The 12745-nt window shown below is 63.2% G+C and carries 9 protein-coding genes; 5 read left to right on the forward strand and 4 right to left on the reverse strand.

Annotated features, from left to right (window positions below; all coding sequences use genetic code 11):
* Nucleotides 1–29: 29 nt before the first annotated feature.
* Nucleotides 30–2630 (reverse strand): hypothetical protein, encoded by a 2601-nt coding sequence (locus MRB47_RS02595; protein WP_252101820.1) that lies wholly within the window; start codon nt 2628–2630, stop codon nt 30–32.
* 583 nt (nt 2631–3213) lie between these two features.
* Here MRB47_RS02595 and MRB47_RS02600 point away from each other — a divergent pair.
* From MRB47_RS02600 to MRB47_RS02610, 3 genes are all read left to right on the forward strand, one after another.
* Entirely contained in the window at nt 3214–4770 is a 1557-nt protein-coding gene (locus tag MRB47_RS02600) for a hypothetical protein (protein ID WP_252100768.1), read from the forward strand.
* Nucleotides 4771–4800: 30 nt separating this feature from the next.
* Nucleotides 4801–5665 (forward strand): IS5 family transposase gene (locus MRB47_RS02605; RefSeq protein WP_252100767.1). Its coding sequence is split into 2 segments (ribosomal slippage): nt 4801–5219 and nt 5218–5665, totalling 867 coding nucleotides; the frame shifts between segments, so codons are not numbered across the junction.
* A gap of 63 nt (nt 5666–5728) precedes the next feature.
* Nucleotides 5729–6055, forward strand: a complete 327-nt coding sequence (locus MRB47_RS02610; protein ID WP_252100766.1) for a hypothetical protein — start codon at nt 5729–5731, stop codon at nt 6053–6055.
* Nucleotides 6056–6705: 650 nt separating this feature from the next.
* Here the strand turns inward: MRB47_RS02610 and MRB47_RS02615 are convergent.
* Genes MRB47_RS02615 through MRB47_RS02625 form a run of 3 tightly spaced genes read right to left on the reverse strand, consistent with a single transcriptional unit; the run spans nt 6706 to nt 10567 of the window.
* A complete protein-coding gene (locus MRB47_RS02615) occupies nt 6706–8046 on the reverse strand; it encodes a UDP-glucose dehydrogenase family protein (RefSeq protein WP_252101821.1) in 1341 nt (446 codons plus the stop codon).
* Nucleotides 8043–9053 carry an NAD-dependent epimerase gene (locus tag MRB47_RS02620; RefSeq protein ID WP_059400546.1) on the reverse strand — a complete coding sequence of 337 codons (1011 nt, stop codon included), beginning with the start codon at nt 9051–9053 and terminating at the stop codon, nt 8043–8045. Before MRB47_RS02620 ends, MRB47_RS02615 begins: the two co-directional genes overlap by 4 nt.
* Entirely contained in the window at nt 9050–10567 is a 1518-nt protein-coding gene (locus tag MRB47_RS02625) for a glycosyltransferase family 39 protein (protein ID WP_252101822.1), read from the reverse strand. Before MRB47_RS02625 ends, MRB47_RS02620 begins: the two co-directional genes overlap by 4 nt.
* A gap of 103 nt (nt 10568–10670) precedes the next feature.
* Between MRB47_RS02625 and MRB47_RS02630 the strand changes: the two genes are divergently transcribed.
* A complete protein-coding gene (locus MRB47_RS02630) occupies nt 10671–11702 on the forward strand; it encodes a glycosyltransferase family 2 protein (RefSeq protein WP_252102577.1) in 1032 nt (343 codons plus the stop codon).
* On the forward strand, nt 11699–12628 hold the full coding sequence (locus MRB47_RS02635; RefSeq protein WP_252101823.1) for a lysylphosphatidylglycerol synthase transmembrane domain-containing protein: 930 nt from the start codon (nt 11699–11701) through the stop codon (nt 12626–12628). The genes MRB47_RS02630 and MRB47_RS02635 overlap by 4 nt, the downstream gene beginning before the upstream one ends.
* Nucleotides 12629–12745: the final 117 nt, after the last annotated feature.

Consider the following 12745-nt stretch of genomic DNA (forward strand, 5'->3'; position numbering starts at 1 on the left):
CCGCCTTCAGCGTGGAACACTGTCCGCCATCACGCTGGAACACTGTCCGCCATCAGCATGGAATCGTGTCCGCCATCGCGTGGAATACGCAGGTACCAAGTGGAGGGCTGAATGGGTAGCCAGGTTGGCTCCAGAAAGTGGGGGCGCCGCCACATCAGACCCCAGCGGTTTCCCACGCGATACACATTCTTGGCACTGTCGGACGAATCCACTGTTTCGATCACGAGCTCTGGGTCGCTAATCAAATCGACAAAAATCAGGTGCAGCAGCGCAAGTGCCGGGGGGGCGGCCTGGACTGTTCCCTGTGCTAACGCTGACCGCACTTTTTCGGCTATGGCCCAGCCCATCAGGCAGCCGTCGGTGAGCGGCTGCAATACAGTGCGGGGATCCGGAACCTTTTCCCCGGGCCGCGCGGAGCGCACATCGAAACTGGCCGGCTCCAACCAGCATGGTGTCCATGTGTGTCGAGAGTGTTTAACGGTGGCGGGGCCGAACACCTTGAGACCTGTGGTCTCCATGGCCTCACGTAGTCGGTCTGCCGCGACCAGAGGTGGCACGTCTACGTACGCGCCTACGGTACGGCTCACGTCCCGCGCATGACCTGTCAGCGAACGGATGAGCCAGCGATCCGCGCCGTCGCGATCCAGGCTGGTAACCCATTGGCTCCGTCCGAAATTGACTTCGCTGTTGAAAAAGTGGTGCGCATGTGCCGTGATCTGGGCAGTTCGCGCGGGCGTGGCCATACCATCTGCTGTCCATTGCACAAATAGGGAGTCGTTAGCCTTGGTTGAAGCTCTTGTCCCTGCGGTTTCGGCTACCGCATGACATTCCAGTGCACTTGCCAGCAAGGCATGGACAGCCTTGGTCACCGGTATAAGGCGTGGCTGAGCACGCTGTCCAAGTGTGTCGTCTTTGTCGTGGATCGAAATTACCTGATTGGAAGAGAAAAGCGCGCCGAAGGTCAGCCTCTCCAAGCGGGTTCCACGATGCCCAGTCTGAACGACAAAGGCGAAGCACAGCAAGCTCAGCCATTGATTCAGGTGAGTCCAGGCCGCGCCATCTGCCGCTGCAAGAGCTGCCGTTCGAGCCATATGGATGGCGGCCACCAGACAGTTCCATCCGCCAGTGCATTCTTCATCGCTGAGTACTTTCGTGCAGCCTTGACGTGCAGACTGCAGGCCCTGTTCCGCTGCGGGGCCCAGGCCGAGCCACTCGTAGACTTGGTTCATTCGCGCCCTGAGGACTTCGCACTCGGGGCCGAAGTAGAACAGCGCGGCCGGCGCTGTGGCTGCGACGCGACCAGTCATCAAGGCGGAGGTCATGTCCGAGCCCGACAGCTGGAGAACGACGTGTGTCAGTGATCGAGCGAAGCGTGCTCGATGCGCCGGGTGTGCCGTATCGCCGCATCCACGCAAGAACCTGCGAAAGCTTTCCAAATCGAACTCAGTCGTGCGCTGATGTGCGACAAGGAGTTCGCCCAGAGTTTCTGCGGATCCGGTAACTGTGGACTTCATGGCGCGGAGCTTTTCGGAAACGACCGCCGGCAGAGGGCAGTAGATCGGCTCGAAGTGCGAAGGCGCCCCAGTGCGACCACGGTAGGCGCCGAAGTCCCACGCCCAACTGTGGCGGTCCAGGTCCAACCAGATCGTGTGGCTTGCCCCGAACCGAAGTTGGAGAGCGACCGAGTCTGTGCAGCTGGTGACCAAACTGACCAGTGCCAGGAGAGCAAAATTCTGCTGGCCGACATCGTCGGCGCTCAGGTACTGGACCAAGCGCCGTGTAGTCAGCCGAAGGTCATCGGGCAGCAGCTGATCTCGGTGATGTAGGCCCAGTTTTTCTCTGAAGCTACAGAAGTCGGCCGCGGCAATCCGAGTTGAAATATCCGGAACACTCGACGGTTCGTCTTCCTCGATCTCATTCGCAAATTCAGCAGGGGCTATATCGGCTGGCTCATCGGCGAATTCGCGTGCCGGCGTCAGGACCGTCGTGGCTGTCTCAGCAATGCCATTCTTTGACAGACGGTGTTGGTTGGTTTGTGGTCCAATACACGAGGCGCGCGCGAGTTCCTGCAAGTGGGAAACAAATGCGAAAGTGGGACTGGTCGGCTCCATACTGTCCCGAATCGCTTCGAGTTCTTGCCTCGATCCAAGGTCGACAGCGAGCAGCTTTTTCCAGTCTGGGCTGCGTTGCCCTTTTTGTTGATGAGCTCGCCGCAGGGTAAGCAATCCTGTAATTAGCTGTGCGTGGAGAACTGATCGTTGTTCTGCTCGCTGTGCAATGGCCCGGCCGATGATTGCTGTGAGGGCGAACTCAACGCCCACCGTCGCCGAAGGCCCCCAGCCCAAAAAGCCCTTTAGAGGCTGAGATATTTCAAGTGGATGGTTCGATAGACGGACTGCCCATTTCTGATCGCTGGCAGCTATATTGCTGAGCGAACTGGCTAAATCGTCTGCAACGTGCAACCACTCCTGCAGCGGGGCGTCTGGCCACTTCACAGCTGCGGCCCTCAAACAAGCTCTGGCTACTGCCAGGGCTGGTCGTGCACCTTCGAGTGATACGGGGATGCCTACTGCGGCCAATAGTGCCTGCGCATCGGCGGTAATTGACGGGTGACCCGAGAATGTATCCATACAGGGAATTCTCGGGAGCACATCCCTTCAAATTGGGTCGAAAAACACCCGCATTTGTCGTAGTTCGCAGAAACTACTTCCCAATGGCCCCGATCGCCGTCTTTTGGCGCCGTGCGGGATGGATTTTCTGGCAGAGGCTGAGTGGTAGAGAACGAGCGAGTGCAAGCCCGAATGCCGATCGCTGAGTCTTTAGATGGGGCAAGTATGGTGAAGATGGGCGGCGGGCCACTAATGAGGCGGCGGCGATAAGGCTTGAATGCATGCCCAATGGTCGGGCGTAGGCCGATGCCAGTGAAGCAGCGCATGAAGCCCAGCGTGACAATTTTGTATGTAGAGAGGGGTCAATGGGGGCACTGTGTCACAGCTGACATCCCCATTTATAGAGGAGGAGCACGCACCCACACGATTGAAACCGAACGACCTACTCGTATGGTTTGTGGCCTCATAACCCAAAGTTCTCGCGCAACCAAATTTTGGCAGTCAAAAAAAAGGCCCACTTCGGTGCTAGCCGTTCTGTTAAAGTGTTGCTAAGAAAGCTGTAATGGCTCAAAATTCCGCCCTAGTCAACGACTAGGGCGTTTCTTTGTCCAAGGAAAAATCTCATCCAACTTCAGTAAAGCCGACTAAGTGGCCGCCTAGATTTCCGCCGGCCGCGGCGGGTATTCAAGTCAATCACTGCAAGAACCCCAAGTGCGGTAACTTCGGCGTACCGCCCAAGCTTGCGGTTGCCCGAGGCGGGGCCGGTACTCCAGCTTCTTCCGTTGGCCCAGGCGACTACACCGTGGTCGCTACCGGTAAGGACCAGCCGGCACTGAAGTGCCGCCTGTGCGAGGAAATCACCCCTATGCAGAGCAACTTGGCGATTGCCGAGGAGCTTATGCGCATGTCGGAGTACCTTGAACCAGTACTCCCGCAGTGTCCGAACGAGGCCTGCTCTCTATCGGAGGGGGCGCCATCCCTTGAGAATGTGACTCGCTTCGGCACCAACGCCCACGGAACTCCCCGGTTCAAGTGTGTCGGCTGCAAGAAGGCGTTCTCCTTCGGCGGCCGGTCAACCAAGCGCCAACGTCGCAGTCACTCCAATCGCGATATCTTGGTGCATCTGATGAACGCCATGCCGCTGCGGCGCATCATCAAGGTCCTCGATATCTCCCCCAGCCAGCTATACGACCGCATCGACTTCCTCTATGAGCAGGCCCAGATGTTCGCCGGCGAGCGTGAGCGAACCCTCATGGGACGCGACGACCTAGGCTCAAGATATCTGTCGGTTGACCGGCAAAAGCTGGTGGTGAACTGGCACTCTAAGAAGGTGCGAAAGAACACACTTTTGCTGTCCATTGCAACGGCCGACCAGGCTACGGGCTATGTGTTCGGGGTCAACGTCAACTTTGACCCTGCGCTGGACTCTGCTGACGTAGAGAAGGACATGGTTCGCTTTGGCGACCATGCACTTGCCAGAGCGTTTCGCCGCTACGCGAGAGTCTGGCTACCGGCTGATTGGAATGCTGCGGCTGAGAGGGCGGCGCCTCGCGGAGGTACCTCCCGAAAGCCTATGGAATCGGTCATCGAAGAGACGTACGACGCAGCCTTAGGTCGCCCCGATATAGAAGATGGTGAAGGCCCCGCGAACTCATCCCGTGCCCCCGTAAAGGGCATGCTGCTGCATGAGCAAGTGGTGATGTACGCCCACATCCAGCTTGTCACTCGACTGCTCTGCCGTGCCAAGAAGATTCGCTTCTTCACAGACCAGGAGTCGGGCATACGTGCGGCCATTCTGACGGCCGTGCCGAAAAGGGTTCTGGACCGGACGGCTGACGCTTTCTATGTCAAGGTGCTCAAAGATATGTCAGTGGACATGAAGCGCGCGCTGGTTGGTGCAACCAAGCGGCGTCTGGCGCGCTTAGCGGAGAAATACGGGGTAACCCCTGAGGCTGCAGAACTTCTGGCTGCCGAGGAAGAACTGGCGCGCATGGTTGCCATCGGCAAGTGGGGGGACCGCTGGTTCCGCCATCCCATATCGGAGATGCGTGAGCCTGAGAAATCCGTTTGCTGGCTGACCGATATCGACCCGGTCGAAACCGAACCGGACAAGCGTCGGCTCCAGCTTAGGATCTATCCGCAAATTAAACTATGTTCCTGAGTCGCCCGTGATGCGGCGCAGGAGATGTAGATGGCCAAGGTGCATGCCAATTCGTGGGAAGTGACGGACGAGTTCTGGAGCCGGGTGGAGCCGCTGGTGCCGCAGCCTGCGCGCGATCCTGACAAGCAGTACAAGCGCGCAGCCGGAGCGGGCCGCCCGAGCAAACCGCCACGGCTGGTGTTCGAGGCCATCATGTATGTGCTGCGCACTGGCTGCCAATGGAAGGCATTGCCTGCTGAGCGCTTCGGCAGCGCCAGCGCGATCCATCAGAAGTTCATGCTGTGGTCCAAGGCCGGGTTCTTTGAGAACCTGTGGCGTGCAGGTCTTGCTGAGTACGATGATTTCGAAGGCGTTGCCTGGCGCTGGCAAAGCATTGATGGGGCCATGTTCAAGGCGCCACTGGCGCAAGAGGCTGTGGGGCGCAACCCGACGGATCGGGGGAAAAAAAGGCAGCAAGCGTCACCTGCTGGTGGACGGGCGTGGCGTCCCGTTGTCACTCGTCGTGACCGGGGCCAACGCGCACGACGTGACGCAACTTGAGGCCGTGCTGGCGTCCTGCATGATCAAGCGCCCCACACCCAAGCAGCGACGCAGCAAGCACCTATGCGCTGATGCCGGCTACCGGGGAAAGAACGCCATGAAGATCATCCTGGCCCACGGCTATATCCCGCATGTAGTGGGCCGCAAGAGCGAGGCAGAGCGCAAGAAACGCAATCCGCAGAAGAAGGCGCGCCGCTGGGTAGTGGAGGCATGCCATGGGTGGTTCAACAGATTCCGCAAGCTGCTCGTGCGCTACGAAAAGCTGGAGCACACGTTTCTCGCGCTTAACCATCTGGCCGCTGCCATCATCACCTTGCGAAAGATCAGTCTACCTGTCAATATTATTTACGGATAAATCCTTAGCCACCAGGCGCTACTGCACCTGAAAGCCACCCTTACCGCTGTCGACCGCTTCTTTATGCAGGTCCGGCGAGGCCTCACGCTGGCAGAACGCGCGGTGGCCAGCGCCAACACCGACCGACGTCTCTGGTTCGGGAAGAGCGCCTACAACCCCGAAGTCCTGGTGAAGGTGCTCGGCATCTTCCGGACGTACTTCAACTACTGCGAGGTTGGCCGGGACGGGAAAACGCCGGCAATGCGGCTGGGGCTGGCGCGCGGACCCATAGCGCCCGAAGACATCATCTATTTCACTCCCGAACCGCCCGAAAGACGCCGCGCGCCTGCCGCTCGGTCGCTCAAGCCCTCCGGCCCCGTGGCTCACGCAAGCGAGTCACTTGCCGCGTAGGACCCGTAGTTCGAGGTGAGCTTGGTCCGCAGTCAGGGAGCTCACTCGCACTTGGTAGACAGAGAGGGGGGCTCCCGATTCAGGCCCCGAGGACTCTTCCCATTCGGCTACACCCCCTTCACCCTCGCCGCTCACCGAGGAAAGGTACGGGCTCCGCCCTGTGCAGGCCAGCACTACTGCCGGGGCTAGGGTCATCCGCGGCAGAATACCGGTTGGTTTGACCCAATTTGTTACTTCAGCGCCTCTGATAAGGACACGACAAGGCTGGCTGCCATTGTCTCGCCAAGCCTCAACGCTCAGAGAGACAGTCCGATTGCCGTATGCCACGGGAGTGCTGCCCCTGAAGTCCGGAGCGGGCTCGTCGTTGCAGGCAGTGAGGAAGCTGGCGGCACACACGAGCGCGACGCCTAGGGAAAGGGGCTTGAAATTCAGCATGTCCCTTATAGCGACCAAAGAAACGAAGCCCCTCGTGCCGAAGCAGAGGGGCTTGAATCAAGGGCTTAGCAACACCTTAACGGAACGGCTAGCACTTCGGTGGGCCTTTTTGTTTTTGTTCAGGCTGCTCCGCTTCTTGAATCTGCGGCGCGCGGGCCCCGAGGGCGGACGGAAACGGCCCTCTGTTGTCTTAGGTCTCCCCACGTGGTTGTGTTTCAGGACATGCCGACGACTGGCGCGCGTCCTATCGATACGTACCCCAGGCCGAAGCGCGTAATGGTCTCGGGGTCATAGAGGTTGCGTCCGTCAAAGACCATACGGTCGTGGAGCGCATGGGCCATCTGCGCAAAGTCGGGCACGCGGAAGATTTTCCATTCCGTCACGATGGCCAACGCGTCCGCTCCTTCCAATGCCTCGGTGGGACTGCCGCACAGCACCAGGTCGTCACGTTCTCCAAAAATGCGCCGGGCCTCGTCCATGGCGGCCGGGTCGTGGGCGCGCACCTGGGCGCCTGCTGCCCACAGGCTCTGTAGGAGGTAACGGCTGGGCGCTTCGCGCATGTCATCGGTTTCCGGCTTGAAGGCCAGCCCCCAGACCGCGATGGTCTTGCCGCGCAGGTTGCCGCCGTAGTGCGCAATGATGCGCCGCGCCAGCAACTGCCGCTGCGCGTCATTGCGGCTTTCGACCGCCAGCAGCAGATCGGGGGTGAAGCCAATGGACTGGGCCGTGTGGATGAGGGCCTTGACGTCCTTAGGAAAGCAACTCCCGCCATAACCCACGCCGGGATAGATGAAGTGGTAGCCAATGCGCGGGTCACTTCCGAGCCCGCGGCGCACGTCTTCGATGTCCGCACCCAGTTGCTCGGCCAGGTTGGCCATTTCATTGATGAAACTGATCTTGGTGGCCAGCATGGCGTTGGCGGCGTACTTCGTCAGTTCGGCGCTGCGCACATCCATCATCACGATGCGGTCGTGGTTCCGATTGAAAGGCGCATACAGCTCGCGCAATTGGCGCTCGGCCTGGGGCGCGCGTGTACCGATGACGATACGGTCAGGCCGCTTGCAATCGGCGACGGCAGCGCCTTCCTTGAGGAATTCGGGGTTGGACACCACCTCGAATGCCAAGGCCACGCCCCGCGCCTGCAGCACCTTGCGTACGGTATCGGCGACCTTGTCGGCCGTGCCCACGGGGACGGTGGATTTATTGACGATGGTCTTCGGCTCGGTCATGTGCACCGCGATGGTGCGCGCGACGGCCAACACATGCTGCAGATCAGCGCTGCCGTCCTCATCGGGCGGGGTGCCGACGGCGAGAAAGATCAGCTCCCCATGGGCCACGCCCTGAGCGGCGTCAGTAGTGAAGCGCAGGCGGCCTGCCGCCTGGTTGGCCTGTACCAGGGGCTCCAGCCCCGGCTCGTGGATGGGGATATGGCCCGCCTGCAGCGCGGCCACCTTGGCGGCATCGACATCCACGCAGATCACATCGTGGCCGACGTCGGCCAGCACTGCACCCTGCACCAGGCCGACATAGCCGGTGCCAAAAACCGTAACTTTCATGATGGGTAGAAGTCCTTGTACCAGTGGACGAAGCGCGCCACGCCGTCCCGCACGGGCGTATGGGGGGCAAAGCCGACCCAGGAAGCCAGCGCCGACATGTCGGCCGCCGTGCTGTGCATGTCGCCGGGCTGTAGTGGAAGCATGCGCTTGAGGGCGACCATCCCCAACGCCTCCTCCAGCGCATGGATGTAGTCCATGAGCAGCGTAGGAGCGCTGTTGCCGATATTGAAGATACGGTAGGGCGCGAGGCCCGTGCCGGGCGACGGCGACAGTGGATCGAATGCGGCGTCGGGTGTGGCGGGCTTGTCGAGTACGCGCAATACGCCCTCGACGATGTCGTCGATGTAGGTGAAGTCACGCACCAACTGACCTTCGCCGTAGACGTCGATCGTCTCGCCCGCAAGCATGGCGCGGGTGAACTTGAAGAGCGCCATGTCGGGCCGCCCCCATGGTCCATACACCGTGAAAAACCGCAGGCCCGTGGTCGGAATGCCGTACAGGTGTGCGTAGGCATGCGCCATGACCTCATTGGCCTTCTTGGTCGCCGCGTAGTAGCTGACGGGATGGTCCACCGCGTCGCGCTCGGAGAACGGCAACTTCGCGTTGCCTCCGTACACGCTGGAGCTGCTGGCAAACACCAGGTGCTCCACCTGCTGTGCGCGGCAGCCCTGCAGGATGTTGCCGAAGCCCAGGAGATTGGAGTCGGTGTAATCGTCGGGTTGGTCGATGGAGTAGCGCACGCCGGCCTGTGCCGCCAGATGCAACACCCGATGGGGACGCACCCGCGCAAACAGCGCATGCATGGCGTCGCGGTCGGCGACATCGATCTGCTCGAAAGTGAAGTCGCCCTGACCGTGCAAGCGGCCCAGGCGCGCGTGCTTCAGGCCGACGTCATAGTAGGCATTGAGGTTATCGATGCCCACCACCCGTTCGCCGCGCTCCAGCAGCCGCTGCGCGCAATGCATGCCGATGAAGCCGGCGCAGCCGGTGACCAGGGTGACGCTCATGGTTGTGTGCCGCGTGGGCTCCAGATGTATTCGTAATGGGCCAGGGGTGTGCCCGCACGCACCATGTGGAAGGGCAGGTGGATGGACTGCAGCGCACGCGGCACGATGCGGGCCTGGGCCTGATCCCACCAGCTCGACGGAACGTAGTCGGTGCGTGAAATCAACAGCAGGCCTTGCCCCCGCTGCACGCTGCGGCGCAAGTGGTCGGCGACACAGGTCGGGATCTCGTCTTCGCCCGGTGCACAGGCGTCCACCAGCGCGTCGGGAAAGCGCACCCGCAGCATGCCGGCCAGCATATGGTCGGACGCGACGATGGGGCTGGTGCCGTCATAGCCCGCGGCGCGCAGGGCGTCCGCCAGTTCGATGGACGGGTGGTTCAGCTCATCCACCTCGCCGCGCAGCCCGCTGAACCAGGGGCGTATGCCGGCAGCCACCAGCAGGATGACGGCCATCGTGGCCACGGCGATCGTGTAGCGCCGTGCGCGCGGATGGTGTTGCAATTCGGGCCGCGCAGAGAAGGCGGCCAGGGGTGCCATACACAGCAGTGGAAGTATCCAGCGGCCCTTGAAGTTGCTCACGCCTGCAAACACCACCATGCCGGCCAGCGCCAGCAACACCAGGCCCAGGTAGCGCACGAACACGCGGTGCATCGGCGGCGACACCGGCGCCAGCGGCCGCTGCCACCAGGCCGAACGGAAAGCCCACAACGCGAACAGCGCCCACAGCAGCAGCGTGCTGGGGACCACACCCTCCAGCAGCCTCAGCAGGCCCTTGACCAGCCCGTTTTCAGGCTGGATGTTCATCTTGCTGATGGTGCCGGACGTCGCCTCGGTGAGGTGTGACAGCAGCCATGCCGCATGCGGCAGCACGACCAGCAGGCCCACCAGGGGCGCCCACCAGCAGCCGCGCGACAGCAGCGCGCGGCGCGCCTCGGGTACCGACAGCGCCGCCAGCAGCATGGCGCCCGCCACCAGCGCGAAGCTGTACTTGCCCAGCATGCCGAAGCCGCACACCAGCCCCAGCAAGGCAAAGTCCAGCGGCCGGGGGCGCCGCACGATGCGCAGCAGCAGCCACCACGCGCCACAGGCCATCGCCGTGACGAGGATGGTATGGGTCTGGTCGCGGACCGAATACCAGCCCAGCGCGGGCATCAGCACCATGCTCGCCGACGCCCAGAAGGCCCCCCGCTCGTCCAGCACTTCCCGCCCGGCCAGGTACATGAGCGAATACGTCAGCGCCAGCAGCCCATGCTTGAGCAGCGACAGCGCCAGTACGCTGGGGCCGAACACCTGGTTCATCGCCCACTGCAGCCAGGTGTACAGCGGCGGCTGCGGGCCGTAGCCCAGTGCCAGCTCCTGGGTCCACAGAATCTGCTCGGCCTCATCCCACTTCAGCGCGGGCGAAGCGAGCAGGCGCATGGCCACGTGCGCCAGCGAGATGGCCGCGAACCAGAACAGCGGGTGGGTCCAGGGAAGGCGGGACGAAAGCGCGCAGGGCGCGGTGGAGGCGGTCATGGGGCAAGGGGAAAGTAGCGCACTGTGTGCGTCCGGCGGGCGCGAACGCGCGGGGCGCGCGAGGCACAATCGCAGCCATTATCCCGCTACAACTGTTTCCTTGATGAACACCGCCCCTACTCCAGCGCCCGACGTCTCCATCGTGGTGCCGATCTACAACAAGGTCGAGAACCTGCCCGACCTCGTGGAGCGCATCGCGCAGGCGATGTCCGCGCAGCCGCTCAGCTTCGAACTGCTGGCGGTGGACGACGGCTCGCGCGACGGCAGCGCCGACACGCTGCGTGAACTGGCGGCCACGCGCCCCTGGTTGCGCCCGGTGTTCCTGGCACGCAACTACGGCCAGTCGAGCGCCCTGCAGGCGGGTTTCGATCGCGTGCGCGGCCGCTATATGGTGACGCTGGATGCCGACCTGCAGAACGAACCCGGCGACATTCCGCTGCTGCTGGAGCGCCTGGAGAACGACTCCAGCGTGGACATGGTCAGCGGCTGGCGCAAGGACCGGCAGGACGCCGAGCTGTCGCGCAAGCTGCCCTCGCGCATCGCCAACCGGCTGATCTCCAGCGCCACGGGCGTGCACCTGCACGACTACGGCTGCGCGCTCAAGGCCTATCGCCGGCCCATCATCGACCGGATCCGCCTCTACGGCGAGCTGCACCGCTTCATCCCGTCGCTGGCCAAGGAGGCGGGTGCGCGCATCACGGAAGTGCCGGTGCGCCACCATGCGCGCACGCGCGGCGTGTCCAAGTACGGCATCGACCGCACCTTCCGCGTCATCCTGGACCTGATCCTCATCGTCTTCTTCATGCGCTACCGCCAGCGCCCGCTGCATGCCTTCGGCGGGCTGGGGCTGTGGCTGGCTGCGCCGGGCGTGCTGATCCTGGCCTGGCTGCTGTTGCAGAAAGTGCTGGGCGAGGACATCGGCGGCCGGCCGCTGCTGCTTGCCGGCGTCATGCTGGTGCTGATGGGCGTGCAGATGGTGGTGGCGGGCCTGATCGGCGAGCTGCTGATGCGCATCTACCACGAGGCCGGCGGGGCACCGCAGTTCCATGCGCAGGAATATGTGCCGGATTCAAGAGTAAATATGCCTGCGGCGCCCGACCAGCAAGCGCAAGAAGCTACTAATAACATAGCGTGAAACGTCCGTTCAAGGCCCTGCTGCGCGGCCTGGTGGGCCTGGCCCTGCTGGGCGCAGTGGTGGCGCTGGCCGATCCGGCCCGCGTGTGGAGCCAACTGCGCCAGGCCCAGCCGGGGTGGCTGCTGGCGGGGCTGCTGGCGGGCATCGCTTCCAACCTCGTCTCGGCGCTGCGCTGGCGGGCATTGGCGCGGTGGCTGGGTGCCAACGCGAGCGCGCACGATGCCTGCCGCTGGTACTTCCAGGCCATCGGCCTGAATGCGCTGCTGCCGGGGGCCGTGGTGGGGGGCGACGTGTACCGCGCCGTGGTACTGCGTGGTGCCGGTCAGGACACGGCGGCCTCCAGTTGGTCGGTGGTGCTGGACCGGCTGAGCGGCCTGTGGATGCTGTGCGCCATCGGCGGCCTGGGCGCTGCCGCCTGTGCCGACGTGCTGGCGCCCTGGCTGCGGTTGCCAAGGGGGCTTTTCATCGCGCTGATGCTTGGGGGCACGCTGCTGTGGCTGGCGCTGCCGTGGTGCCTGCCTGCGCTGCTGCGCAGCCGCCGGTTTGCGGGCGGCTGGCTCGCGCCGCTGCGTGAAGCCGCAACGCGCCCCGACTTCCCGCGTCAACTGGTCTGGCAGGCCGGGGCATCGGCGGCGGTGCAACTGCTGTCGGCCGCAGCGCTGGCGGGGGGCGGGCTGGCACTGGGCGTGGCGCTGCCGGCCAGCGTGTGGGCCTGGGCGATCGCGCCCGTGTTCCTGATGGCGGCGCTGCCGGTGAGCGTGGGCGGCTGGGGCACGCGCGAGGCGGCCGCCGTAGCAGCGCTGGCCCCCTTCGGCGTGGCCGCGTCCGCCGCCGTGGGCGTGGGCGTGGTCTATGGCGTCTACGGCCTGGCGCAGGGCGCGCTGGGGGCGCTGGCGTTCGGCCTGCCGCGCAGCGCGGGGCGGTAGGCCCGGGCGCTGGCCCGCGATGGCCCGCGATGGCCTGGCCATCATTGGCGTACTTTTATCAAATTGATAGCACCTTGCGCTTGATGGATAAGCGCTGGAGGTCAATTGGGCTTGAAA

The organism is Diaphorobacter sp. LI3 (assembly GCF_022807955.1).
Lineage (GTDB): Bacteria > Pseudomonadota > Gammaproteobacteria > Burkholderiales > Burkholderiaceae_C > Diaphorobacter > Diaphorobacter nitroreducens.

Coding starts and splice junctions, on each gene's coding strand:
- MRB47_RS02595 (WP_252101820.1), bottom strand. CDS start 2,630: ATGGATACATTCTCGGGTCACCCGTCAATTACCGCCGATGCGCAGGCA.
- MRB47_RS02610 (WP_252100766.1), top strand. CDS start 5,729: ATGCAGGTCCGGCGAGGCCTCACGCTGGCAGAACGCGCGGTGGCCAGC.
- MRB47_RS02615 (WP_252101821.1), bottom strand. CDS start 8,046: ATGAAAGTTACGGTTTTTGGCACCGGCTATGTCGGCCTGGTGCAGGGT.
- MRB47_RS02620 (WP_059400546.1), bottom strand. CDS start 9,053: ATGAGCGTCACCCTGGTCACCGGCTGCGCCGGCTTCATCGGCATGCAT.
- MRB47_RS02625 (WP_252101822.1), bottom strand. CDS start 10,567: ATGACCGCCTCCACCGCGCCCTGCGCGCTTTCGTCCCGCCTTCCCTGG.
- MRB47_RS02630 (WP_252102577.1), top strand. CDS start 10,671: ATGAACACCGCCCCTACTCCAGCGCCCGACGTCTCCATCGTGGTGCCG.